21 protein-coding genes and 1 tRNA gene are annotated in these 23,950 nt (G+C 65.4%); 18 read left to right on the top strand and 4 right to left on the bottom strand.

Translation table 11 applies throughout. The annotated features are described in order from the left end of the window. Positions 1-358: 358 nt before the first annotated feature. Positions 359-2,893 (top strand): PepSY domain-containing protein, encoded by a 2,535-nt coding sequence (locus M3O59_RS19575; protein WP_116904835.1) that lies wholly within the window; start codon positions 359-361, stop codon positions 2,891-2,893. A 556-nt stretch (positions 2,894-3,449) separates the two neighbouring features. Here the strand turns inward: M3O59_RS19575 and M3O59_RS19570 are convergent. After that, the gene (locus tag M3O59_RS19570) at positions 3,450-4,331 is read right to left on the bottom strand and encodes a TolB-like translocation protein (RefSeq protein WP_116904836.1); all 882 of its coding nucleotides are present in this window, start codon (positions 4,329-4,331) and stop codon (positions 3,450-3,452) included. A 53-nt stretch (positions 4,332-4,384) separates the two neighbouring features. On the opposite strand from M3O59_RS19570, the gene aroE reads away from it, so the two are divergent. From aroE to M3O59_RS19535, 7 genes are all read left to right on the top strand, one after another. Beyond that, a complete protein-coding gene (gene aroE / locus M3O59_RS19565; protein ID WP_116904837.1) occupies positions 4,385-5,236 on the top strand; it encodes a shikimate dehydrogenase in 852 nt (283 codons plus the stop codon). Beyond that, a complete protein-coding gene (locus M3O59_RS19560) occupies positions 5,226-5,600 on the top strand; it encodes a hypothetical protein (RefSeq protein ID WP_064629047.1) in 375 nt (124 codons plus the stop codon). The genes aroE and M3O59_RS19560 overlap by 11 nt, the downstream gene beginning before the upstream one ends. Continuing rightward, entirely contained in the window at positions 5,597-5,830 is a 234-nt protein-coding gene (locus tag M3O59_RS19555) for a hypothetical protein (protein WP_181920410.1), read from the top strand. The genes M3O59_RS19560 and M3O59_RS19555 overlap by 4 nt, the downstream gene beginning before the upstream one ends. A 250-nt stretch (positions 5,831-6,080) precedes the next feature. Next, positions 6,081-8,216, top strand: coding sequence for an ATP-dependent DNA helicase DinG (dinG, locus tag M3O59_RS19550; protein WP_116904838.1), 2,136 nt, complete (start codon positions 6,081-6,083; stop codon positions 8,214-8,216). A gap of 546 nt (positions 8,217-8,762) precedes the next feature. Next, positions 8,763-10,268, top strand: coding sequence for a catalase KatB (gene katB / locus M3O59_RS19545; protein ID WP_181920411.1), 1,506 nt, complete (start codon positions 8,763-8,765; stop codon positions 10,266-10,268). 58 nt (positions 10,269-10,326) lie between these two features. After that, the gene (locus tag M3O59_RS19540) at positions 10,327-10,902 is read left to right on the top strand and encodes an ankyrin repeat domain-containing protein (RefSeq protein ID WP_116904840.1); all 576 of its coding nucleotides are present in this window, start codon (positions 10,327-10,329) and stop codon (positions 10,900-10,902) included. Positions 10,903-11,633: 731 nt separating this feature from the next. Then, the gene (locus M3O59_RS19535; RefSeq protein ID WP_064629058.1) at positions 11,634-11,858 is read left to right on the top strand and encodes a hypothetical protein; all 225 of its coding nucleotides are present in this window, start codon (positions 11,634-11,636) and stop codon (positions 11,856-11,858) included. A 26-nt stretch (positions 11,859-11,884) separates the two neighbouring features. Here the strand turns inward: M3O59_RS19535 and M3O59_RS19530 are convergent, their stop codons facing one another. Then, the gene (locus M3O59_RS19530) at positions 11,885-12,190 is read right to left on the bottom strand and encodes an NIPSNAP family protein (protein WP_116904841.1); all 306 of its coding nucleotides are present in this window, start codon (positions 12,188-12,190) and stop codon (positions 11,885-11,887) included. Positions 12,191-12,315: 125 nt separating this feature from the next. Between M3O59_RS19530 and dusA the strand changes: the two genes are divergently transcribed. The 6 genes from dusA (at position 12,316) to M3O59_RS19500 (ending at position 19,196) form a co-directional block, all read left to right on the top strand. Continuing rightward, positions 12,316-13,320, top strand: a complete 1,005-nt coding sequence (dusA, locus tag M3O59_RS19525) for a tRNA dihydrouridine(20/20a) synthase DusA (RefSeq protein WP_064629142.1) — start codon at positions 12,316-12,318, stop codon at positions 13,318-13,320. Positions 13,321-13,658: 338 nt separating this feature from the next. Then, entirely contained in the window at positions 13,659-13,961 is a 303-nt protein-coding gene (locus M3O59_RS19520; protein WP_064629062.1) for a hypothetical protein, read from the top strand. 71 nt (positions 13,962-14,032) lie between these two features. Continuing rightward, positions 14,033-14,716: a response regulator transcription factor gene (locus M3O59_RS19515; protein WP_002808458.1), complete on the top strand. Its 684-nt coding sequence runs from the start codon at positions 14,033-14,035 to the stop codon at positions 14,714-14,716. 75 nt (positions 14,717-14,791) lie between these two features. Then, positions 14,792-16,162: an ATP-binding protein gene (locus M3O59_RS19510; protein ID WP_181920419.1), complete on the top strand. Its 1,371-nt coding sequence runs from the start codon at positions 14,792-14,794 to the stop codon at positions 16,160-16,162. Positions 16,163-16,282: 120 nt separating this feature from the next. After that, positions 16,283-17,872: a DUF1800 domain-containing protein gene (locus M3O59_RS19505; RefSeq protein WP_116904877.1), complete on the top strand. Its 1,590-nt coding sequence runs from the start codon at positions 16,283-16,285 to the stop codon at positions 17,870-17,872. A 139-nt stretch (positions 17,873-18,011) separates the two neighbouring features. Continuing rightward, a complete protein-coding gene (locus M3O59_RS19500; RefSeq protein ID WP_116904842.1) occupies positions 18,012-19,196 on the top strand; it encodes a DUF1501 domain-containing protein in 1,185 nt (394 codons plus the stop codon). Between the two features lie 143 nt (positions 19,197-19,339). Here the strand turns inward: M3O59_RS19500 and M3O59_RS19495 are convergent, their stop codons facing one another. Continuing rightward, complete coding sequence (locus M3O59_RS19495; protein WP_116904843.1) at positions 19,340-20,095, bottom strand: M90 family metallopeptidase; 756 nt, start codon at positions 20,093-20,095, stop codon at positions 19,340-19,342. Between the two features lie 8 nt (positions 20,096-20,103). Beyond that, positions 20,104-20,415 carry a hypothetical protein gene (locus tag M3O59_RS19490; protein ID WP_064629071.1) on the bottom strand — a complete coding sequence of 104 codons (312 nt, stop codon included), beginning with the start codon at positions 20,413-20,415 and terminating at the stop codon, positions 20,104-20,106. A 299-nt stretch (positions 20,416-20,714) separates the two neighbouring features. On the opposite strand from M3O59_RS19490, the gene birA reads away from it, so the two are divergent. The 4 genes from birA to M3O59_RS19470 all read left to right on the top strand — a co-directional run bounded on the left by birA (position 20,715) and on the right by M3O59_RS19470 (position 23,818). Next, the gene (gene birA / locus M3O59_RS19485; RefSeq protein ID WP_064629146.1) at positions 20,715-21,731 is read left to right on the top strand and encodes a bifunctional biotin--[acetyl-CoA-carboxylase] ligase/biotin operon repressor BirA; all 1,017 of its coding nucleotides are present in this window, start codon (positions 20,715-20,717) and stop codon (positions 21,729-21,731) included. Continuing rightward, the gene (locus tag M3O59_RS19480; protein ID WP_116904844.1) at positions 21,728-22,465 is read left to right on the top strand and encodes a type III pantothenate kinase; all 738 of its coding nucleotides are present in this window, start codon (positions 21,728-21,730) and stop codon (positions 22,463-22,465) included. The genes birA and M3O59_RS19480 overlap by 4 nt, the downstream gene beginning before the upstream one ends. 233 nt (positions 22,466-22,698) lie before the next feature. Next, a complete protein-coding gene (locus M3O59_RS19475; RefSeq protein WP_116904845.1) occupies positions 22,699-23,553 on the top strand; it encodes an SPOR domain-containing protein in 855 nt (284 codons plus the stop codon). Between the two features lie 189 nt (positions 23,554-23,742). Further along, positions 23,743-23,818 (top strand) — tRNA-Thr (locus tag M3O59_RS19470). Positions 23,819-23,950 lie beyond the last annotated feature (132 nt).

Below are 23,950 nucleotides of genomic sequence, written 5' to 3'. Positions count from 1 at the left end.
CGTTGCTTTGTAGGTGTTGTCATCGCGTCCTCCCAGGCATGCGGACGCACTTGCGTCTGATGCAGGAAGGGGAAATTGATCGTTTTGCCGGGTTCGTTTCCGCACGTAGGTAATGAACGACCAAAGGCTACCTGCACTGCAGTGGCGTGACCTCGTTTCTTCGATCAGTCACTGGCCAAGCCGACAGATCACCCGCCAAGGCGCGCAAGCTGACAAGGCAGATGCCTGGTCCTGATACAGAAGCGTCGTGCTCGGCCAGGTTTGCCTGAGGCAACGCAATTGCGACCGATCCCTCACGAAACTGCGATAACGATTCTCATCTACAATGGCGAGCCCTGCTGCTTCAGGTTGTTCGCGCGTGCTCAAGACGGTTCTGTTCCAACTGCACTGGCTGCTTGGCATCACCGCCGGGCTGGTGCTGTCGGTGATGGGATTGACCGGCGCATTGATGTCCTTCGAAAACGAGATCGTGCGCGTGGCCAACCCGGCCATCGCGCAACTGGCGCAGCGGCACGCGGCAGGCGAACGGCCCTTGCCGGTGGATGTGCTGCTGCAACGGCTCGATCTGGCGCCGACCGATGCGGGGCAGAAGCAGGCGGTGACGCGCCTGTTGATCGACCCCACCGGCGCCCGCCCGTCCAACGCACGCCTGGCCGGCAAGGGTGGTGGCCGGGTGTATTTCGACCCCTACACGGGCGAGAAAGTCGCGCCGCCGCGGCTGAGCGCTGCGTTTGCCTTCATCGAAGACCTGCACCGCAACCTGACGGCCGGCAAGCGCGGGCAGGCGGTCACCGGCGCGAGCGCCTTGATCCTGCTGTTCTTCTGCGCGTCGGGGCTGTATCTGCGTTGGCCGCGACGGTGGTGGAGCCCGCGCACCTGGTGGGTAGTGGAATGGCGGCGGCAGGGGCGCAGTTTTCTGTGGAGCCTGCATGCGGTGTTCGGCACCTGGTGCCTGCTGGTGTATCTGCTGGTCGCACTGACCGGGCTGACCTGGTCCTACACCTGGTACCGCGACGGCATGGCGGCCGTGCTCGGTGGCGAGCCCGTGGTGCGCGACGACCGGCGCGACCGGCGTCCGGCAACGGTGGATTTTGCGCGCGTGCAACGCACCCTGGATGGCATCCCGGCCACGCATCACGCCGCGCTGGATCTGCGGATTCCCGCCCGTGCCGGGCAGGCCTTGAATGTGCGGTTTCTGCCCGATCACGCGGATCACGACCGCGCCTTGAACGCCCTGGACATCGATGCCGCCAGCGGCGCCGTGCTGCGCAGGCAGGACTACGCGGCAAGGCCGCGCGGGCAGCAGCTGATGGTCAGCATGTTTGCGCTGCATTCGGGCAGTTTCTTCGGGCTGCCGGGGCGCATCGTGGTGATGCTGGCCAGCCTCGGCATGTCGGTGTTTTTCGTTACCGGCTGGATGCTGTATCTGGATCGGCGCCGCAAGAAACGCGAGCTGCGTGCCGCACGCGTGCTGCTGCAAGGCGCGGCGCCGGCCTCGCAGGCTGCGCCATGGTTGATCGCCTTCGCCAGCCAGAGCGGGTTTGCCGCGCGATTGGCGTGGCAAGCCGCCGGGCACCTGCAGGCAGCCGGCTTGCCGGTGCAGGTGCGTTCGCTGGCGCAGCTGGACGCGCAGGAGCTGCAACGTACCCGGCATGCGCTGTTCGTGATCAGCACCTTCGGCGACGGCGAGCCACCGGATGCGGCACGCGGCTTCGAGCGCGAACTGCTGCGGCAACGCGTTGAATTACCGCAACTGGCCTACGCGGTGCTGGCGCTGGGCGACCGTCAGTACGCCCAGTTCTGCGGGTTCTCGCGGCGTATCGAACAGTGGCTGGATGCGCAGGGCGCGCGCGCGCTGTTTCCTGCGGTGGAAATGGACAACGTCGATCCGCAGGCGCTGGCGCAATGGCATGCGCAGCTGGGCCAGATTGCCGGTGCGCCGGTGAGCGCTGCGCCACTGGCGCGGCCCACGCTGAGCGGGTGGACGTTGTCCTCGCGCATGCATCTGAACCCGGGTAGCGAAGGCGCGCCGATCTGGCGCATCGATCTGCAGCCGCCTGCCGAGTCACGCTGGCAGGCCGGCGATATCCTCGAAGTGCAGCCGGCGCACGCCGCAGCGCAGGTGCGTGCCTGTCTGGCTGCATGGGAGTTATCGCCCGATGCACTGGTGCACGTGGATGCGCAGTTGCTGCCGCTGCAGCAGGCCGCGGCCGAGCGCGTGCTGCCGGAGCCGCCCGCACTGCCAACGGCCCATCGTCCGGATCCGCAGACCTGGCTGGATGCCTGCGCCTGGTTGCCCACCCGCGACTATTCGTTGGCCAGCGTGCCGGCCGACGGTACCGCGATGGCGGTCGTGCGGCTGACTGCGCGCGCCGATGGCAGCCCCGGCCTGGGCTCGGGTTGGCTGATCTGCCATGCGGCCATCGGTACGTCGGTGCGCGCACGTTTGCGCACCAATCCCGGGTTTCATCGCGTCGAAAAAACGCCGCTGGTGTTGATCGGCAACGGCACCGGCATTGCCGGCTTGCGCGCACTGCTACGCGAGGCCGAGCTGGCTGGCGTGCATGGGCATTGGTTGTTGTTCGGCGAACGGCATGCCGCGCACGACCGTCTGTTCGCCGACGAGTTGCAGGCCTGGCAGGCGAGTGGACATCTGCAGCAACTGGAGTGGGTGTTCTCGCGCGATCAACCGCATAAGCGCTACGTGCAACATCAGTTGCGCGAAGCCGGCGACACGCTGCGGCATTGGATCGACCGCGGCGCAGTGATTTACGTCTGCGGCAGTCTGGACAGCATGGCGCGCGAAGTCGACGCAACCTTGCGAGAACTCCTGGGTGATACGCGGCTGGAAGCGTTGACCGCGGCGGGCCGTTATCGGCGCGATGTGTATTGAGTGCGGTGACGACTGCTGTATCTGCGCCTCATATCGGCTAGCAAGCAAGGTCAGTGAGCGCTAAGCGCTTGCGCAAGCGCAGGATCGGGGCGTACGAATGGCACGCCAATGCCGAGCGTTGGCCGCTTGCCTTTTGCATGGCATCCGCGCGCGGTCCGTTGAAGTTATCTTGGTGATGCAATCAAACGCCTGCTCGGTCGAGTGCGCGATGCCCTCACCGCTTGCGGGACACGCCATGAATCCGTCCCTGGAGGCTCGGTGGCGGCATCCATGCCGCCAGCGGTCCCGCAATCGGTGAGGGCATCGCACCAGACAGTTGGCTGGTGGTTTATTGAAGAACGAATCAACGCACCAGACAGTTGGCTGGCTGTTTTATGGAAAGCTCTGCGCAACGACCAACTTGACTGGTCCTTGCCCGCCCACCGTCGCGGGACCTTGAGACGCATGGGTGCGGCGCCAGAGCTAGAGGAACGTACTTGCAGCGTGTCCCGCGATGGTGAGTGGGGAAGGGCCCTGCAACCAGGTTGCACATGCTGGTCAGCAGCCTGCATCCACCTCAACGGCAGCTCGCATCGCCACTCGCCGCCGGTGCCTTCATCCGGTAGATATCCAGTTGCCCGGCACGCGGCGCGCGGGCGCTGCCGGTCACCAGTAATTCGCCAGGCTTTGCCGCATCCACCACTGCGCCGAAGGTGCGCTCCTGCGGCCCGTTGAACGACAGCGGCAACGCCTGGCCCTGGGCGAAATGCCCGTCCTTGCAGGCGGCTACCAGCAGCTGGCTGGGGCCATCGGTTGTTCCGCGCGCCCACACCAGCGCGCGCCCGTCGCCGAGCCAGGCTGGGTCCAGTTCGTCGGCGGCGCTGTTGATGTCGACCAAGGCCACCGGCGCAATAAAAGCCTGTCCATTCCAGTGCGCCACGAATAGATCCATGCCGCCGGCGCCGCCATGCCCGTTGCTGGCGAACAGCAAACGCGTGCCGTCCAGCGATAGCGTCGGCGCGCGCTCATTGCCGTCGCTGTTGATCGCCGTCCCCAACGATTGCACCGCACCCACTGCGCCTTGCGCATCCACTGGCGCGCGGTACAGGTCGCTGCCGCCCGCGCCGCCGGGCCGGTTAGAGGCGAACAGCAGCCAGCGGCCGTCGGCACTGAACAATGGGGTGGTCTCGTCCTGCGCGGTATTGACCGGCAGCGGTTGCGCGTCCTGCCAGCGCCCGCCGCGCAGCTGTGCCCGCCACAGATCCCAGCCGCCTGCGCCACCGGCGCGGTCGCTGGCCCAGACGATGCGCTGCCCGTCCGGGCTGAGCGTGGCGCGTGCCTCGTTGGCCGGCGTGGAGACCACGCCCATGCCCTCGATGCCGAATTCGGCAAGCCCCGAAGCAGACGGGACGCAGAGTAAACTTGCCGCCAGCGTGAGCAGCGTCCATCGAGATTGCATGCGGTGTTCCTGCCTTCAGATCGCGCACAGTCTAGTCAACCAGAGAGCGTTTCATGCCCGTATCCCGTTATGCCGTGTTCGGTCACCCCGTCGCCCATTCGCTGTCGCCGGCCATCCATGCCGACTTCGGGAAGCAGACCGGCATTGCGCTGGACTACACCGCCATCGACGCACCGCCGGAAGAGTTCACCGCCGCGCTGGAGCGCTTTGCCGATGACGGCGGCAAGGGCGCCAACGTCACCCTGCCGTTGAAGGAAGCGGCCTGTGCGCTGGCCAGCAGCCTGAGCGACCGCGCGCGCCTGGCCGGAGCGGTCAATACGCTGGTGCGTAACGATGGCCAGTGGCAGGGCGACAACACCGATGGCATCGGCCTGGTCCGCGATCTCACCGATCGGCATGGCCTGGATCTGCGCGGTCGCCGCGTGCTGCTGCTGGGCGCCGGCGGTGCTGCGCGCGGCGTGGCGCCGGCACTGCTGGAGGCAGGCATCACCGAAATGGTGGTGGTGAACCGTTCGCCCGAGCGCGCCGATGCGTTGTGCGACGCGCTGGGCGAACCCGGTCGCGTGGTGTCGCGCTACATCGAAGACCTGCGTGATCTGGGCGACTTCGAGCTGATCGTCAATGCCACCGCTGCCGGCCGCGACCGCGACGCCGGTGCGTTCGCGATGCCGCTGGGTCTGGTCAACAGCCTCACCGCCGCGGTTGACCTCAACTATGGCGCCACCGCCATCGCGTTCCTGGCCTGGGCACGTGCGGCCCAGTGTCGGTACGCCATCGACGGTTTGGGCATGCTGGTGGAGCAGGCTGCCGAAAGCTTCGCGCTGTGGCACGGCGTGCGCCCGGACACCGACCCGGTCTACGCCGCGCTACGCGCGCGCGAGGCCGTGCTGATCAGTGCCGACTGAGGTGGGCAGCGTCTCCGCCACCGATATCCTGCTGACCCTGGTCACCAGCCTGCTGTCGCGCGTGCCGATGCTGATCGCGTTGCTGCTCGGGCTGGTGCTGCTGTGGCGCGCGCCACACACCGCGTTGCGGCGCGCCGGGCTGGCTGCGCTCTGGTTGCTGCTGGGCTGCCTGTTTGCCGAGGTCGCCTTCCAAGCCATTCCGATGCTGTTGCTGCAGCAAGGCAACGTGCGTCAGATCAGCATGGTGGTCAGCATCGCCCACTTCGTATTGATGGCCATGCAAGGCGTGGGCATCGGCGTGCTGGTGTGGACGCTGGCAGGCAGCCTGCAACGGGTGCCGCCTACCGCCGGCCCGCGCCCATGATTCCGCTCAAGGCCATCGCGCTGGTGGTGGGGCTGCTCAGTGCCGGGCAGGGCGGGTGGACGCTGCTGCATCCGCAGACGCTGGCGGCGGTCAATCGCGGCGGCCTGCTGTACGACCGCTTCGGGCCGAATGGCGTGGGCGTCGGCATGCTGCTGATGGGCCTGGCAATGGCGGCCATCGGCCTGGTGTGGGCGCGCCATGCGTGGTCGCCGCGGACACAAGGCCGCTGACATTGGAAGTGACGCTGCCTGCTCGTCAGGCAGCGCGGTTGCTTGGTGAGCCATTCAACCCGCGATTACCCGGGTCCGAGCGTGCCGCCAATGCTTGCGTGCGATGAGCGGATCCGAAACATGCGGCTGGCCGTGCAGCGTTCGCACCCGGCATCAGGTTGGCAGCACCGCCGACTCAGGCAGGCAAACGCGTTCAGCCGTTCGCCACGCCGGTCGCAGGCACTGCGCCGGTCCGTGCGAAAATAGCCCGATGAGTGAAGTTGCCCCACCGGCCGCGCCGTCGGCGCCCGTTCCCACCCAGCGAGTTCTGACCGACCCGATCAAGGCCGGCATCCGCGACGCCTACGCCAAGTTGCAGGCCAATACGGCGGGCTTTGCTACGCGGCGCGCGCAGAGCCAGATGATCGGCCTGGTCTCGCGCGCGCTGGCCACCTCCGGCGGCATCGGCATCGCCGAGGCGCCTACCGGCGTGGGCAAGAGTCTGGGCTATCTCACCGCCGGCGTGCCGATCGCGTTGGCCACCAAGAAAAAGCTGGTCATCAGCACCGGCACCGTGGCGTTGCAATCGCAGCTGGTAGAGCGCGATATCCCGGCCTTCCTCAAGGCCACGGGGCTGGAAGCCACCGTGGCGCTGGCCAAGGGCCGTACCCGTTATCTGTGCACCCGCAACGCCGCCGAGCTGGAAGGCGACACCAGCCAGAACGCCATGTTCGAAGACGAACAGGTGCTCTACGACCGCCCGCTCAGCCCGGTGGATGCCGATCTGGCCAAACGGCTGGCCAAGGCTTACGCCGCGCGCACCTGGAACGGCGACCTGGACGACGCGCCCGAGCAGGTCTCGGTGCCGTTGCGCATGCGCATCACCACGCCGGCCTCCGGCTGTGCGGGCCGCCGTTGCAGTTATGCCGCGCAGTGCCCGGTGCTCAAGGCGCGTACCGACGTGCGCGAAGCGCAGATCGTGGTCACCAACCATGCCTTGCTGCTGTCCTCCTTGTCGCTGGGCGATGCCGAAAACGGCCAGCCGTTGATCGCGCCACCGTCGGACATGCTGCTGGTGCTCGACGAAGGCCACCATATCGCCGGTGTGGCCATCGACCAGGGCGCAGCCAATCTGCCGCTGGACGAGATGGCCAAGCGCACCGGCCGCATGCAGATCCTCATCGCCGCCGCCTATCGCGCGGTGGACAAGGACAAGCTCGGCAACCTGTTGCCCAACGAAGCCATCGAGGTGGCGGCGCGGGTATCCAAATTGCTCAAGGCCTTCCATGCCGAAGTCGAGCGCGTGTGGAAGCCCGAGCCCGGCGAGCGCGATCCGTTGTGGCGCGCGTCCAACGGCAAGCTGCCGCCGCAGTGGGGCCCGGCCATCGAAGAGCTCGGCGAAGAAACCCGCGCGCTGTTCAACTGGGTGCATGCCGCGCACAGCGCGATTGCCAAGGGAAAACAGGACGATTCTGCGCGCGAACGTTTGCAGCGCAGCCTGGGCCTGGCGCTGGAAATGGCCGAACAGCAGCACAATCTGTGGAGCGGCTGGCGCCGCGAAGACAAGGAAGGCCAGCCGCCGATGGCGCGCTGGATCACCCTCTCGCGCGATGGCGACCTGATCTGCCATTGCTCGCCGGTCTCGGCTGCGCAGGTGCTGCGCACCATGATCTGGAACGAGGTGGATTCGGTGGTGATGACCTCGGCCACGCTCACCGGTGGCGGCGATTTTCAATCCTTCGCCATCGACAATGGCGTGCCCGAGCACGCCGAAATGGCCTCGCTGGCTTCGCCGTTCGACCTGCCCAATCAGGCGGAATTGATCGTGCCCAATTTTCCGGTCACGCCCGACGACCGCGAGGGGCACCCCAAGGAAGTGGCCAAGTATCTGGTGCGCGAACTGGACTGGAACGCCAAGGGCAGCATCGTGCTGTTCACCTCGCGCTGGAAGATGGAAAAGGTCGCCGACCTGATGCCGCTGGTGCAACGCAACCGCGTGCTGGTGCAGGGCGAAGGCAACAAGTCGCAGCTGATCACCGAACACTTGCGCCGCATCGCTGCCGGCGAAGGCTCGGTGCTGTTCGGCTTGAACTCGTTCGGCGAAGGGTTGGATCTGCCCGGCGAAGCCTGCACCACGGTGGTCATCACCCAGGTGCCGTTCGCCGTGCCCACCGATCCGCAAACCTCCACCTTGAGCGAATGGCTGGAAAGCCGCGGCCATAACGCCTTCAACCTGATCGCCATCCCGCATGCGTTACGCACGCTCACGCAGTTTGCCGGCCGCTTGATCCGCAGCTCCAACGACCATGGCCGCGTGATCATCCTCGACTCGCGCCTGCTTACCCGTCGCTACGGCAAACGCATCATCGATGCCTTGCCGCCGTTCAAGCGGGTGATCGGGCGTTGACTATCGTTTGCCACTACGCACGCCACCACTGACGCGTCGCGCATGCGCGCGCGCTGGTGTGAGCTGACGCAGCCAAGACGCGTGGGGCACGCCAATGCGGTTGTCGCGCGATGCACGCCAGCGCCGGAGTGTGCAGCAACAATCACGCGTTGTTAGTCGCTCCGCGCCGGCGCACTGCTAGCATTGATGACCTTACGCACTGCAGCTTTCCGCCAATGCACGCTGCATGCGTGGCAAGAGCCGCATTGCGCGGCGCGCAATGACGACTCGTGAGATGACAGTGCGCACATCCTTGCAGCGCAGCATCCGCTGAGAGTGATCGATCGTCAGGTCATGCAAGACGAAAGCGAATGACGCATGCAGTTGCTTCAAGTTGCGTCTATCTGTAACCCACTGCCCGTGAGTTTGGCGATGTAAATCACGCAACGCAGTCATCATCATGTTCGCCTATCGCAGCGATCATAACTAACGACTTCCCACGCTTCTGCCTGCTAGCGATGATTCAACTCCCTCAAACGAGCTGACGCCATGCGCCCTGGATCCCTCATGGTGCTAGCCCTGCTAGCCCCGACGTTGATCGCTCCGCCGGTCTTCGCCCAATCCGTTCTGACCCGCGACAATGGCGCCAAGGTCGGCGATAACCAGAACTCGCAAACCGCCGGTGCCAATGGCCCGACGCTGTTGCAGGACGTGCAGCTGATCCAGAAGTTGCAGCGCTTCGATCGCGAGCGCATCCCCGAGCGCGTGGTGCATGCGCGTGGGACCGGCGTCAAAGGCGAGTTCACTGCCACCGCCGATCTGTCCTACCTGACCAAGGCCAAGGTGTTCAGCGCCGGCGAAAAGACCCCGGTGTTCGTGCGCTTCTCGTCCGTGGTCCACGGCAATCACTCGCCGGAAACGCTGCGCGACCCGCATGGGTTTGCGACCAAGTTCTATACCAGCGAAGGCAACTGGGATCTGGTCGGCAACAACTTCCCCACCTTCTTCATCCGCGATGCAATCAAGTTTCCCGACATGGTCCACGCCTTCAAGCCGGACCCCCGCACCAACCTGGACGACGATTCGCGTCGCTTCGATTTCTTCTCGCACGTGCCCGAAAGCACCCGCACCCTGACCCTGCTGTATTCCAATGAAGGCACGCCGGCCGGGTACCGTTTCATGGACGGCAATGGCGTGCATGCCTACAAGCTGGTCAACGCGCAGGGCGAAGTGCATTACGTCAAGTTCCACTGGAAGACGCTGCAGGGCATCAAGAACCTCGATCCCAAGCAGGTCGCTGCGGTGCAGTCCAGGGACTACAGTCACCTGACCAATGATCTGGTCGGTGCGATCAAGAAGGGCGACTACCCGAAGTGGGACCTGTACGTGCAGGTGCTCAAGCCGGAAGACTTGGCCAAGTTCGATTTCGACCCGCTCGATGCCACCAAGATCTGGCCGGACGTGCCGGAGCAGAAGGTCGGCCAGATGGTGTTGAACAAGAACGTTGACAACTTCTTCCAGGAAACCGAGCAGGTGGCGATGGCGCCGGCCAATCTGGTGCCGGGGATCGAGCCGTCTGAAGACCGTCTGCTGCAGGGCCGTATCTTTTCCTATGCCGACACCCAGCTCTATCGCATCGGCACCAATGGCCTGAGCCTGCCGGTCAACCGCCCGCGCGTGGCAGTCAACAACGGCAACCAGGATGGCGAAGCGAACACCGGGCACACCACTAGCGGCGTGAACTACGAGCCGAGCCGTCTGGAGCCGCGTCCGCAGGATACCGCCGCGCGCTACAGCGAGTTGCCGCTGTCGGGCACCACCCAGCAGGCCAAGATCACCCGCGAGCAGAACTTCAAGCAGGCCGGTGAGTTGTATCGCTCCTACAGCAAGAAGGATCGTGCCGATCTGGTGCAAAGTTTTGGCGAGTCGCTGGCCACCACCGACACCGAGAGCAAGCACCTCATCCTGTCGTTCCTGTACAAGGCCGACCCCGAGTACGGTTCCGGTGTAGCCCGCGTTGCCAAGGGCGACCTGGCCCGCGTCAGACAGCTGGCCTCTAGCCTGCAGGACTGATCCGCCCGACGCCATCGCGGCCCGCGCCGCGATGGCGTCTTCGTTTCGGGAGATCCCCATGCGCACCCTGTTGTTTCTGATGCTTGGCAGCCTGTCTGCGCTCGCCAACGCCGCCTCACCCACCTCTGCCACCCCAACCAATGTCACTGCGGCTGCCACACCTGCGCAGATCAAGCTGCAGCTGCGCGACTATTTCTTCGACGCAGCGCGCGAGGGCCGCCAGGACATGCTGGCCGAGTTCATCCGCTCGCATTACGACCTCAACACCCGCGACGAGAAGGGTTACACCGCGCTGATCCTGGCCGCGTACCACGGCCAGCGCCCGGCAGTGGAACAATTGCTCGGCGCCGGCGCCGACCCCTGCGCGCAGGACAAGCGTGGCAACACCGCGCTGATGGGCGCCATCTTCAAGGGCGAGCTGGGCATCGCCAAGCGCCTGATGCAGGCCGATTGCGCGCCCGACCAGCGCAACAGCGCCGGCCAGACCGCTGCGATGTACGCAGCACTGTTCCAGCGCACCGACGTGCTCAAGGACCTGGCTGCCAAGGGCGCGGACCTCAGCCTCAAGGACGGGCAGGGCAACGACGTGACCAAGCTACAACGCGGCGAGTTCGCCACCGCTCCGGCGCGCTGATACGCCGTTTTGTTTGTCGGTCAGGTGCGCGCGTTCCTGGTCTGCCCCCAATCGGACGCAAGGCGACCCACTTCGTTTCGCTTCGGATTACCCGCGTAAGCAAGGGGGGGGCGCATTCCTGGACGAAGGTCGCCGGGCGTCAGACAGTCGCTCAAGCGCTCTTCTTGCGACCTTCCTCAGTTCCGGGCGAAAGAGACCATGCCTGGTTTCTGACCGCTGTGCAGTGCCCGTGTGGGCACGTAACGCATTCCTGCCCGATGCTCGCCCTGCGTCAGGCAGGCGGCCGCTAAAACGCTTCTCGTGACATGCCTAAGCTCTAGGCGAAGGACGCCACGCGTGGTGGTACACGCCCCTTCCGAGTTCCCGTTCGGTCGCTCCTCTGCACCCATCACCTCGGGTCGTCCTGCAACGCCACCGCCCGTATCGACCGGGATGGGTGTCTGCAACGCAGCACTCCCGGAACCGCTGTTGGCAACGCCGAACCTCCCTGCGCAGCCCCGCCGGATTTCCGCCACAGCCGCGTTGGAACTCTGGCACAGGTGGTGATTTTTTCGCCAGTGCGTCAGGAATTTTCTGACGTGCAAACCTTTGTGCGCCAAGGCTTTGACAGAAAACTGAGTGCTCGCTGACCTGCTAAAAATTGTCTGCAGAAAAGCGCAGGAAACAGTTCAAGAAAGCGCCGGGAACGCCGATGCTGGAGCTATCGCATCGCACCTTGGAACCCCCCGACCATGAAGCTCGATCCTTCCATCCCTTTCTTGATGTCTCTGCTGGCCATGGTGCTGTGCACCGCCACCGCTGTCGTCGCGCTGGTGTTCGGCCAGGTGCACGTGTTGGCCAAGTCGTGGAGCTTCTACACGGTCATGGGCACCGCCCTGATCACGCTGGTCGCCTCGTACCACGCCCTCGGCAAGCCGCTGAGCGCCGAAGAGCGTGTAGGTTTCCGCAACCCGTAAGACTGGCTGGCGTCCGGGCGCAGTGGTTACTGCAGCACTGGACGCAGAAAGCTCCGCTCGTAACTGACGATGCAACGTGTTTGCTCCGCATAGGCGAACGCCGCCAGACACTGCGCATCCTGCAGCGATGCCTCCCGATACCGCTCGTACTCGGCGAGCGAGGGAAACGAAAACAGCGCCAGCGCAATGTTGTTCGCCCCTTCCGACGGTAGAAAGTAACCGTGATGCCGGCCGCCGAAGCGCGCCACCAGCGGGATCCACAACCGCGCGTAATGCTCGAATTCGGCCAGTTGATAGGGGTCGATGACGTAGCGCAGCGAACAGGTGATCATGCAGCCGGGTCCGAAAGGCAGGGGGCCCAGCATGCCATGACGCACCGCCGCAGATTCATCGACGCCCGTGTAAGCTGTTGATCCTGCTTCGCATTCCAATGGCTGCCCAGTGCGGCCAACCGTCGATGACCGCTTCCGCCGATCGCTACGCCGCCTCCCTGCGCCTGTCCGTCGCCCCGATGATGGACTGGACCGACCGCCATTGCCGGGTCTTTCATCGCCTGTTGGCGCCGTCCGCACGCCTGTATACCGAAATGGTGCATGCCAACGCGGTGATCCATGGCGACCGCGCGCGGCTGATCGGCTTCGCTGCGGTCGAACATCCGCTGGCGCTGCAGCTTGGCGGCAGCGAGCCGGCCTTGCTCGCGCAGGCTGCCGCCATCGCCCGGGACTGGGGCTACGACGAGATCAACCTCAATTGCGGCTGCCCGTCCGATCGGGTGCAGGCCGGCCGCTTCGGTGCCTGCCTCATGCGCGAGCCGGCTTTGGTGGCCGACTGCGTTGCCGCCATGTGCGCGGCCACCCGCTTGCCGATCACGGTCAAATGTCGCCTCGGCGTGGACGACGATGACGACTACGCTGTGTTCGCCAGCTTTGTCGACCAGGTGGTCGCGGCCGGCGCGGCCATGGTGGTGGTGCACGCCCGCAACGCCTGGCTCAAGGGCCTGTCGCCGAAGGAAAACCGCGAAGTGCCGCCGCTGCGGTACGACTGGGCTTACCGGCTAAAGCAGGAGCGGCCCGGCCTGGCGGTGGTACTCAACGGCGGCATCGCCGCCGTGGACACCGCACTGGCGCACCTGCAGCACACCGACGGCGTGATGCTCGGCCGTGCCGCTTACCATGACCCGTATGTCCTGCATCGCCTGGACGCAGCCTTGACCCAGCAGCCCGAGCAACCGCGCGACGCCTTGCTGCGCGCATTGCAGCCCTATGTGGAATCCCAGCTGGAGCAGGGCCTGGCCTTGAAGCACATGACCCGGCACGTCCTGGGACTGTTCCATGGTCAGCCCGGCGGGCGAGCGTTCCGACAGGTTCTGAGCGAAGGCGCGCATCGTCCGGGCGCCGGTTGGGAGCTGGTCGAGCAGGCCCTGCAGCGCACCGATTCGCGTTCCTGGCGGGTGGTCGCATAGGGTTGGCCCACCGCTTGCATTCCTGAACGGTCTGCCGGGACATTGGACGTTTCGAGGTCGTTCGGGGCATGCGCGTTTGCAGCAGGGCCCGCCCCGCGGTGTTTTTGGACCCGATCGATATTCATTTCGCTGAATGCCGTTAACACGAAGCTAAAAAGTTCAGATCGGATTCACCCCGAAAAATCAAGAATTTGGCTCGATTTCGGGGTCCGGCCACATTGTGACGCGTGGCCGCTTTCACGAATTTTGAATGTTCCTGAACAACCCGCTAGGATTCGTTTGTGACCCAACTGCTCTGCCGCGCTCGCCAAGTCGCTCTGGTTGCCCTCTGGGTCGCCATGGCCGCGCCGTCGGCGTGGGGGCAGGGTTATCCGATGGTGGAGAGCGGGCGCGAGGGGCTACCCGCCTCGGCGCGTAGCAAGGGGCGCACACTGTCTGACACCATCCGGCACGTACAGCGGACAACCGGCGGAGAAATCCTTGGTGCCGAGCGCGTGCCGTTTGATGGCGGCAATCTCAATCGCGTCAAGTACATGAAAGACGGGCGCGTGCACACCGTGTATGAGCCGGAGCAGGCGCAGGCCATGCCGCCGCGCAACCCGGCACCGGCCGATGTGCCACCACGCGACGATAACCACTGAACGTAGATAGTTCTGCGTTCAGTCTCATTAATTCCCCGGCCGATGGCCGACAACGTAAGTAGGGAGAGTGCATGCGTATCCTTTTGGTCGAAGACGAAGCTCCGCTGCGCGAAACCCTTGCGGCGCGTCTGAAGCGCGAAGGTTTTGCGGTCGACGCTGCACAGGATGGCGAAGAAGGCCTCTACATGGGCCGTGAGGTGCCGTTCGATGTCGGCATCATCGATCTTGGCTTGCCCAAGATGTCGGGCATGGAGCTGATCAAGGCCCTGCGCGACGAAGGCAAGAAGTTTCCGGTGCTGATCCTGACAGCGCGTTCGAGCTGGCAGGACAAGGTCGAAGGCCTCAAGCAGGGCGCCGACGATTACCTGGTCAAGCCGTTCCATGTCGAAGAGTTGCTGGCGCGCGTCAATGCGCTGCTACGACGTGCGGCCGGCTGGAGCAAGCCCACGCTGGAATGCGGCCCGGTGGCGCTGGATCTGGCTGCGCAGACCGTCAGCGTCAATGGCGCCAACGTCGATCTGACCAGCTATGAGTACAAGGTGCTTGAGTACCTGATGATGCATGCCGGCGAACTGGTCTCCAAGGCCGACCTTACCGAGCATATCTATCAGCAGGACTTCGACCGCGATTCGAACGTGCTGGAAGTGTTCATCGGTCGCCTGCGCAAGAAGCTCGACCCCGATGGTGAGTTGAAGCCGATCGAGACCGTGCGCGGTCGTGGCTACCGTTTCGCCATTCCGCGTACCGAAGGCTGAGTTCGCGCGTCGGCAAACAGGAAGAACTCGGTGTCGGTGCGCTCCAAGTGGTATAGACGCTGGCGGCCGCGCTCGTTGCAGGCCCGCCAGCTGCTGGCCGCCAGTCTCAGTCTGGTGGCCTTCCTGGCGCTGGCGGGCTACGCGCTGGATGTGGCATTTGCCGACACTGCCGAAAAGAATCTGCGCGAGCGGCTGAAGAACTACGCCTCTGCGTACGCCGCCAATATCGACTTCGTCCGCGACGGCTCGCTGTACATCGGTGGACAACCGCCCGACCCGCGCTTCGATGTACCCGGTGGCGGGTTGTACGTGGAAGTGGTGCGGCCGGACGAGAGCTGGACCTCGATGTCGGCCGAAGGCCCGAACATTCCACATGGCCGCATGCTGGAGCCGCGCCAGGAAGAATTCATCGGCCCGCTGGAGATGACCCAGATCGACGGCAGCCTGGGCCAGTTGTATCGCTACGGCCTGGGCGTGAGTTATGTCGAACGCGAACACGGCGGCGAGATTCCGTACACGATCTACGTAATGGAAGACGCCCGCTCGATGGGCGCGCAGCTGCGCGTGTTCCGTGGTGCGGTGTGGTTCTACCTCGGCAGCGCCGGTGTGGTGTTGCTGGTGCTGCAAGCCTTCATTCTGCAATGGAGCTTGCGCCCGCTGCGGCGGGTGATCAACGAGCTGACCAAGGTGCAGCGCGGCGAAATCCAGCGCATGAGCGAACAGCATCCGCGCGAACTGGAACCGTTGACCGACAGCATCAACGCCTTCATCGAAAGCGAGCGCGACAACCTGGAGCGTCAGCGCAATACGCTGGCCGATCTGGCGCATAGCCTAAAGACGCCGATCGCCGTCCTGCGGACGCAACTGGACAGTGGGCAGTCCGAGCGCGACCTGCACGAAGAAATGGATGTGCAGCTACGCCGCATGAACGACCTGGTGTCCTACCAACTGGCCCGTGCAGCCTCCAGCGGGCACAAGCTGTTTGCCGCGCCGTTGCCGATCGAGCCGACCGCCGAAGAGATCGTGCGCGGGCTGGAGAAGGTGTATTCGGTCAAGGGCGTGTTGTGCGAATTCGATATTTCGCCGGAAGCGCGCTTTCATGGCGAGCCGGGAGATTTGCAGGAACTGCTCGGCAACCTGCTGGAAAACGGCTTCAAATGGGCGCGCAGCCGCGTGCTGCTGACCGCACAACCGGGACCCACCACCGGCAGCCGCCGTGCCGGCTTGATCCTGTCGGTGGAAGACGACGGCCCCGGCATTGCGCCGGAAGACGTGGCCAAGATTCTGCAGCGCGGTGTGCGTGGCGATGAGCGCGTGCAAGGGCATGGCATCGGCATGTCGATCGTGCAGGATCTGATCAAGGCCTACCGTGGCGAACTGCAGGTGGTGCGCTCGCAGGAGCTGGGCGGTGCCCGCTTCGATGTGACGCTGCCGCCGGGATTGTGACCGTCGGCGTTGGCCCGATGAACCCGTGGCCAATGTCCGCAACCGTTCCGACAACCGTTTAACGCCTCGCGCGTTGGCTTGACCATACTGGCTTGGTAAGCCGTTGCGATGGAGGGCTGCATGTTCGAGCAGGTTGACCAGGCAGTGTGCGTGAGCACGCGCGTGGCGCGCGCGCGGCAACTGCGTGGATGGCGCGTGCTGCCGCTGTTGGCCGGCAGCCTGTCTGCGCTCGCCTGCACCGCGGCCGAAGTGCCACTGACACCGTCGCAGAAGCGCTGGCTGCAACGCGCCACCTACGGCGTGGATGCCAACAGCGCGACGCAATTGACACGGCTGGGGGCCAAGCGCTTCGGTGCGTTGTTGCTGCAGCCCAGCGATGACGCTGCGTTGCCGGCACCGGTGCGCGCACAGTTGCAGCGTTTCGATGCGTTGCACACCCCGCTGGTGGATCTGCTGACCCAGTACGAGGCCGACAAGATCCGCTTGCAGCGCATGCCCGATGGCGATGACAAGGCTGCCTTGCGCAAGAACTGGCAGGCACGCGGTGGGCAGATGCTGGTGCAGGCGCGCCAGGCGCAATTGCTGCGCGCGGTGTACGCGCCGGACCAGCTGCGCGAACAACTGGTGTGGTTCTGGCTCAACCATTTCAGCGTGTATGCCGACAAGGCGCGGGTGAAATGGATGGCAGCCGATTACATGGAGAACGCGATCCGCCCGAATGCCACCGGCAAGTTCGCCGAGCTGGTGATGGCCACGCTGCAAAGCCCGGCGATGCTGGAATACCTGGACAACGCCAAGAATGCCAAGGGCAAGGTCAACGAGAACTACGCGCGCGAGTTGATGGAACTGCACACGCTGGGTGTGCACGGCGGCTACAGCCAACAGGATGTGCAGCAGTTGGCGCTGATCCTCACCGGCGCAGGTTTGGTGCCGATCAAGGCAAACGGCGCACCGCCGTTGCCAGCTGCCGCACCCGGGCAGGCGCAGGTCGTACGCAAAGGTTTGTTCGAATTCAATCCGGCGCGTCATCAACCCGGCGACAAGATGCTGCTTGGTCAGCGCATCGCCGGTGGTGGCCTGGACGAGATCGAACGCGCGGTACAGCTGTTGGTGCGGCAACCGGCGTGCGCGCATTTCGTGTCGCAACGTCTGGCCGAATACTTCGTCAGCGACACTCCGCCCACTGCGCTGGTTGCGCGCATGGCCGCCACCTTCCAGCGCAGCGATGGCGATATCGCCAAGGTGATGCAGACCATGCTGGCCTCGCCGGAGTTTGCACAGGCGCAACCGCGCAAGTTCAAGGACCCGAACCGGTATGTCGTCTCGGCGATGCGGTTGGCCTACGAGGAGCAGCCAGTGATCAATGCCGCCCCGATGGCCAGTTGGGTGCAGCAGCTCGGCGAGCCGTTGTTCGGGCGCATCACCCCCGATGGGTGGTCGCTGCAGTCGCAGGCCTGGACCAGTTCCGGGCAACTGGCGCGACGTTTCGAAGTGGCGCGTTCGATCGGCAGCGGGCCCAAGCAATTGTTTCGTCTGGACGGCGACAAGGACACGCCGATTCCGGTGGTGACGCAAATCGACACGCGCCCTTCGTACCGCTGGCTGGCGCCGTCGCTGTCTGCCGGAACGCGGCAGGCGCTGGACCAGGCGCGCTCGCCTGCGGAATGGAATGGATTTCTACTGTCGTCGCCTGACTTCAACTATCGCTGACGCAAAGCTACTGACTCAACACCACTGTTTCAATGCTGCCGGCTCAACGCTCGCCAATGCAGAGAAGCTGATTCAACACCACCGATCCACGCCCACCGATACAACGAATGCCAAGCGGTCATCGCCGCGGGAGTGCGCCATGCAACGACGTCAATTTCTGCTCGCCTCTGCAGCAGCTGCGAGCATGCCGTGGGCCGGGCGTCTGTTCGCTGCGCCACGCGACAGTGCGCGCATGCTGGTGGTGTTTTTGCGCGGTGGCTACGACAGCAACAACCTGCTGGTGCCGCACGGCAGCGATTTTTATTACCAGTCGCGGCCGAGCCTGGCGATTGCGCGGCCGGATGCCGCCAATCCAAACAGCGCTGTGGCGCTGAACGCGCAGTGGGGTCTCAACCCGGTGATGCGCGATGCGCTGCTGCCGTTGTGGGAACGCAAGCAGGTGGCGTTCGTGCCGTTCGCCGGCACCGACGATCTGTCGCGTAGCCATTTCGAAACCCAGGACGATATCGAATCCGGTCAGGCGGGCAGGCGTCGCGATTACCGCTCCGGGTTCATGGCGCGCCTGTCGGGCGTGCTGAGCGGGGTGCCGGCGATCGCGTTTACCGATTCGTTGCCGTTGACCTTTCAAGGCGGTGGCGATTTGCCCAACGTGTCGTTGCGGGGCATCGGCAAGGGTGGGCTGGATGCGCGGCAGGCGCAGATCCTGTCGCAGATGTACGACAGCACGCCGCTGGCGGCAGCTGCGCGCGACGGTCTTGCCCTGCGTCAGCAGGTCACCGCGCAGTTGCGCGAAGAGATGGAGCAGGCCGGACGCGGCGCCGCCAGTGCACGCACCTTTGCCGATGAAACCCGGCGCATGGCGACGCTGATGCGCGAGCGCTACCGCCTTGGATTCGTCGATGTCGGTGGTTGGGACACGCATGCCAATCAAGGCAGTGTGGAAGGGGGCCTGGCCAATAATCTGCGCAATCTCGGCGAAGGGCTGGCCGCTTACGCCGATGCATTGGGCCCGGCCTGGAACGACACCGTGGTGGTGGTGATTTCCGAGTTCGGCCGTACGTTCCGCGAAAACGGCAGCAAGGGCACCGATCACGGGCACGGCACGACCTATTGGGTATTGGGCGGTGGCGTGCGCGGCGGCCGCATCGCCGGCGAACAGGTGGCGGTCGAACAGGCGCAGCTGCTGCAGAATCGCGATTACCCGGTCCTCAACAATTACCGCAGCTTGTTTGGCGGCTTGCTCAGTCGCTTGTGGGGCCTGTCGCCAGCGCAGTTGGAGCGGGTGTTTCCCGGCGCCGCGCCGCGCGATCTCGGGTTGGTGTGAGCGTTCAAATGGCGATCGATCATGCGTAAAACATGCGCATGGCATCGGGTGCAGGTGCTGCAAGCGATGGCTGCGGTTCGCCGTTCGATCAGATGTTGCCGTCGATGAAGGCGTCAACCATGCAGGTCAACCGCGCACCACGCTCAAGGCTGCACTGACGCTGCGAACGGCGAGGGCCCGTAGAAACGTTCCAGGTGCAAAGCCACCTGCGGCATCGCACGCGCCAGCAGCTGCGGTGCGGAGAAGTGATATTCGCTGACCACCGCAAAGAATTCTTCCGGTGCTTCGGCTGCATACGCGTCGATCTCGGTGGCTTCGCCGGCATAGACGCGTTGGCAAAACAGATCGTAGGCACGCTGGAAATCCCGCGCCCAGGCGCGTTGCGCATCGCGTGGCATTGGCGGTGTGCCGTCGAGCGCGCCATCCAGTGCATCGAGCTTGTGCGCCATCTCGTGCACGATCACGTTGAAGCCTGCCTGCGGATCGTCCAGGTCGGCCTGTACGTCTGCCCAGCTGACGATCAGCGGGCCTTGCTCCCAGGCTTCGCCGATCAGGGTGTCGTCCCACGCATGCATCACGCCGGCGGCATCCAGATGCGTGCGCTGCACGCGGAACGCATCCGGGTACACGATCAGCTGCGACCAGCCGCGCCAACCGGCGGCGCCGATCTCCAGCAGCGGCAGGCAGCAGGTGGCCGCCAGCACGAGCTGGTCGTGCGGTTGCAACTGCAATCCGTCGACAGGCGAAATGGTCTTCTGCTGCAGAAACTGCGCGGTCAACGCGCGCAGCCGTTGCTGGCGGGGCGGATCGAGCGCGGCAACCCATGCGCAACTGCGGCACAGCCGCTGCCACGACGCATCAGCAATCTCGGGGGGCGGCCGGCGCAGCCAGCGCGTCAACCACTGGATCAGCGGAACATGCCCGGCAGGAAACTGTGCCAACGCGGCATCGTGCGCATGCGCGGGAACAACGAATCGCCATCGCTGCCACCGCCACCGGTGGACGGTGCGGCCTTGTGCGGAGCCGTGCGTACCGGTGCCGCCTCGGGGGGGGGCGTTCTGCCGCGTGCAGCCGAATTGGTGCTGACGCAGCTGTCATGATCGCCGTCGACCAGTTGGTCCGATGCCAGGGCGGCAAGCGGAGCCAACAACAGGAGCAGGCAAACCGTGAGTCGGCGCATCGTCCACATCCAGGGCAAGCGGCGTGAGTCGCCGATCATAACGCGCTTTTCACTCCCTCACGCAAGCTGCGCTGGGCGCCCGGAAAGGCTTGGCGCATACTTTCACGGATGGATTCGGTACTTCGGGCGTGTGATGCACTTTGAGACGAGAGGCGCCGATGGCCGGCGCTGCGACACGCGGGTTGCCAGGCGTGAGCTTGGCGCGCGCATTGGTCAGCCGCATGCAGTTTCGCTGCTGCCAGCCACCCCAAAGGCCGATGTCGTGTGGCACGCCGATGCCGCATTCTGCGCGTTGCCCGGGCGAGCAGCCTGGTGTGCAGCGCTCGCCGTGTCTGGGCATGCAAAAGCCCGCGCCATCGTCACCTCACCTCTTATCGTGCGTTGCAGCCGTGGATGACCGCGCGTTGCTGGCCAGACTTGCCGGCGGCCGGCTGTCCGGCGATGCGCTGGCGCGCGATGCCGGTTTGACCCGCGCAGCGGTGTGGAAGCGCATCCAGAACCTGCGCGCGGCCGGTGTCGACATCGAAGGACGCGCCGGCGACGGGTATCGCCTGGCCACCCCGCTGGACCTGCTGGATGCGGCGCGCATCCGTGCCGGCATGGCGCCCGATGCAGTCGCTGGCCTGGCGGCGTTGGACGTGGCCTGGACGCTGGAATCCACCAACACCACCTTGCTGGCGCAGCCGGCGCCCGAACAGGGCGTGGCGGTGCTGCTGGCCGAGCGCCAGACCGGCGGCCGTGGCCGGCGCGGCCGTCAATGGACCTCGCCGCTGGGCGCGCACATTTATCTGTCGGCGTCGCGCCGATTCAGTGGTGGGCTGGGCCAGCTGGCCGGGCTCAGCCTGGCCGTGGGCGTGGCGGTGGCCGAGGCCCTGCGCGGCTGCGGGTTCGCCGATGTCGGGCTGAAGTGGCCCAACGATCTGCTGGCGCGCGAGCGCAAGCTGGGCGGCCTGTTGATCGAAGGCGGCGGCGAGATGGCCGGCAACGCGCGTGCGGTGATCGGGCTAGGGTTGAACGTGCACATGCCGGCGGCGGCAGCGGCCGGCATTGACCAGCCGTGGGTCGATCTGGATACCCTGGCCGGCCGGCCGGTGTCGCGCGACCAGGTCACGGCAGCGGTGCTGTCCGGCCTGCTGCCGGCGCTGGACCTGTTCGAGGCACAGGGCCTGGCGCCCTTCCTGGGGCGCTATGCGGCGCTGGATCTATTGAGCGGGCGGGCAGTGCAGGTCGAAGAGGCCGGCACCCGACATCATGGCGTTGCGCTCGGCCTGGCCGCCGACGGTGCATTGCGGGTGCAACTGGGCGACACGGTGCGCCTGTTCCACTCCGGAGAAGTGAGCGTGAGACCTGCATGAGCGAGTGGTTGTTCGACCTGGGAAATTCGCGGTTCAAGTACGCGCCGCTGCACGGCGACCGGGCCGGCGAGGTGCAGGCATGGGCGCACGGCGCCGAGGCCATGGATGCGGCCGCGCTGGCCGCGCTGGCGGCGCTGCCGTCCGGGCGTATCGCGCATGTGGCCAGCGTGGCTGCACCGGCATTGACGCAACGCATGGTCGCCTGCCTGCAGGAACGCTTTGCGCAGGTGCGCATCGTGCGCACGGCCGCCGAATGCGCCGGCATCCGCATCGCCTATGCCGACCCGAGCCGCTTCGGTGTGGACCGGTTTCTGGCATTGCTGGGTGCGCGTGGCGACGCACCGGTGCTGGTGGCCGGGGTGGGCACTGCGCTGACCATCGATGTGCTCGGTGCCGATGGGCAGCACCACGGCGGGCGGATCGCCGCCTCGCCCACCACCATGCGCGAAGCGCTGCATGCGCGCGCGGCGCAGTTGCCAGCCAGCGGCGGCGACTATGTCGAGCTGGCCAACGACACCGACGATGCCTTGACCTCCGGCTGCGATGGCGCGGCGGTGGCGCTGATCGAGCGCAGCCTGCAGCACGCGCAACGCAGCCTGGGCGTGCCGGTGCGGCTGCTGGTGCATGGCGGCGGCGCGCCGCCGTTGCTGCCGTTGCTGCCCGGTGCCACCTTCCGCGCGGCCCTGGTGCTGGATGGACTGGCGACCTGGGCGCTGCATTCGTCTTCGCTGTAAAGCGTTGCCGTGTGCGGCTTGGGTGAGAAGCATGGGGCATCGGTAGCCGAGTGGCTGCCGGAGTTCTCGGCAGCAGGGTGCTTGGCACACCGGCGACATAGCTCCCGGGCAGAGCAGCTGGGGACACGCGTTGCCGCCGGCCGGTGGCGCACCGAGAGTGTGTTGCGCGCCTGGTCGAGCCGCGACCGCTTCGCACTCCCCCCAAGCCACATGACAGGCCCTAAAATCGTCGCATGTCTGTACGCGCGCTCATCGTTGTCCTGATCATCCTCAATGCCGGGGTGGCGCTGTGGTGGGCGTTGCAACCACCACCGGCGCCGCCGGCCGCGCCGCCGCAACCGCCCGGGGTTGCTCGACTGGACCTGCTGCCGATGGTGCCGACCAAGGCGACAGCCGCGGTGTCGCGTCCCGTCGTGGCGACAGCTGCAACGCCTGATGCCAGTGCAGTGGTTGCATCCAAGACGCCGGCTCCTGCGCCGATGGCAGCGACGGCGTCTGTGCCCGAGCCTGTGCCAACGCCGGCAATGGCCGAGACGGCCCCGCGTCCAGTCGACGCTGCAGCGGCAGCGAACAGCGCTTCCAAAGCTGTTGACGAAAGCACCGCCGTCGCAAAGCCCGCGTCCGTGCCGACACCGCCGGAGCGCTGCGTCAGCGTCGGGCCGTACGCGGCACGTAGCGACGCCGATGCCGCACTGGCGCGCGTTGGCGGCCAGGCCAGCCGCGCCAGCGTGCGCGCGGATACCGACGCCGGGGTCAGCACGTTCCGGGTGATGTTGCCCAATGTGGGCGACCGCGCCGCGGCGCAGGCTCTGGTCAAGCGCATTACGGCTGCCGGCATCGGCGACTATTACGTGATTGCGCAGGGCGAGGACAACACCGTTGCGCTGGGGCAGTACCAAAGCCGCGAGCGCGCCGAGCGGCGCCAGGCCAGTCTGGTCAGCGCAGGCTTTCCCGCGCAGTTGGTGCCCAGTGGCAACGGTCAATCGCGCTGGTGGATCGATGTGCGCAGCACGGTGGCGGCCGCCACCTTGCAGAGCGCTGCAGGTGCGAAGCGTCAACGATCGCTAGATTGCTCCGCCCTGCGCTAGAATGTGGTCCGGTGTGCAATGCGCCCACCAGTGCCGGCATAGCTCAGTTGGTAGAGCAACCGCCTTGTAACTCGGACGCGGTTGTTGTGTCAGCCGAACCGAAAGCTAAGCACGGCAAGGCTTTAGGCTCGCCAGCGCGTAAACTGCGAGGCGAGCCAGACACGGTTTGAGCAAGAGAAGTACGACATCGCCGCTTTAGCTCAGTCGGTAGAGCAACTGATTTGTAATCAGTAGGTCGTCCGTTCGATTCGGACAAGCGGCACCAATTCTGGAGGGCAGCCTACATGGCTGCCCTTTTTAGCTTGTATTGCTTACTAACTCGTGGCGTCGCGATATGGTTTCCACTGTCTCTAAGTTTGAGACGACAGCAACATCTACTCTGCAAAATGTACTGAGG

It is taken from the genome of Xanthomonas nasturtii, assembly GCF_023337365.3.
GTDB lineage: Bacteria > Pseudomonadota > Gammaproteobacteria > Xanthomonadales > Xanthomonadaceae > Xanthomonas > Xanthomonas nasturtii.
Note: the sequence above shows the minus strand (reverse complement) of the source record. Positions and strands in the feature narration are given on the sequence as shown.

What these genes read in the sequence shown, in the direction of transcription:
- M3O59_RS19555 (WP_181920410.1), top strand. Translation starts at nt 5,597, where the DNA reads ATGATTCCGCTCAAGGCCATCGCGCTGGTGGTGGGGCTGCTCAGTGCC.
- M3O59_RS19480 (WP_116904844.1), top strand. Translation starts at nt 21,728, where the DNA reads ATGAGCGAGTGGTTGTTCGACCTGGGAAATTCGCGGTTCAAGTACGCG.
- M3O59_RS19505 (WP_116904877.1), top strand. Translation starts at nt 16,283, where the DNA reads ATGTTCGAGCAGGTTGACCAGGCAGTGTGCGTGAGCACGCGCGTGGCG.
- aroE (WP_116904837.1), top strand. Translation starts at nt 4,385, where the DNA reads ATGCCCGTATCCCGTTATGCCGTGTTCGGTCACCCCGTCGCCCATTCG.
- M3O59_RS19570 (WP_116904836.1), bottom strand. Translation starts at nt 4,331, where the DNA reads ATGCAATCTCGATGGACGCTGCTCACGCTGGCGGCAAGTTTACTCTGC.
- M3O59_RS19515 (WP_002808458.1), top strand. Translation starts at nt 14,033, where the DNA reads ATGCGTATCCTTTTGGTCGAAGACGAAGCTCCGCTGCGCGAAACCCTT.
- M3O59_RS19540 (WP_116904840.1), top strand. Translation starts at nt 10,327, where the DNA reads ATGCGCACCCTGTTGTTTCTGATGCTTGGCAGCCTGTCTGCGCTCGCC.
- dusA (WP_064629142.1), top strand. Translation starts at nt 12,316, where the DNA reads ATGACCGCTTCCGCCGATCGCTACGCCGCCTCCCTGCGCCTGTCCGTC.
- dinG (WP_116904838.1), top strand. Translation starts at nt 6,081, where the DNA reads ATGAGTGAAGTTGCCCCACCGGCCGCGCCGTCGGCGCCCGTTCCCACC.
- M3O59_RS19530 (WP_116904841.1), bottom strand. Translation starts at nt 12,190, where the DNA reads ATGATCACCTGTTCGCTGCGCTACGTCATCGACCCCTATCAACTGGCC.
- birA (WP_064629146.1), top strand. Translation starts at nt 20,715, where the DNA reads ATGCAAAAGCCCGCGCCATCGTCACCTCACCTCTTATCGTGCGTTGCA.
- M3O59_RS19520 (WP_064629062.1), top strand. Translation starts at nt 13,659, where the DNA reads ATGGCCGCGCCGTCGGCGTGGGGGCAGGGTTATCCGATGGTGGAGAGC.
- M3O59_RS19490 (WP_064629071.1), bottom strand. Translation starts at nt 20,415, where the DNA reads ATGATCGGCGACTCACGCCGCTTGCCCTGGATGTGGACGATGCGCCGA.
- M3O59_RS19535 (WP_064629058.1), top strand. Translation starts at nt 11,634, where the DNA reads ATGAAGCTCGATCCTTCCATCCCTTTCTTGATGTCTCTGCTGGCCATG.
- M3O59_RS19500 (WP_116904842.1), top strand. Translation starts at nt 18,012, where the DNA reads ATGCAACGACGTCAATTTCTGCTCGCCTCTGCAGCAGCTGCGAGCATG.
- M3O59_RS19475 (WP_116904845.1), top strand. Translation starts at nt 22,699, where the DNA reads ATGTCTGTACGCGCGCTCATCGTTGTCCTGATCATCCTCAATGCCGGG.
- katB (WP_181920411.1), top strand. Translation starts at nt 8,763, where the DNA reads ATGGTGCTAGCCCTGCTAGCCCCGACGTTGATCGCTCCGCCGGTCTTC.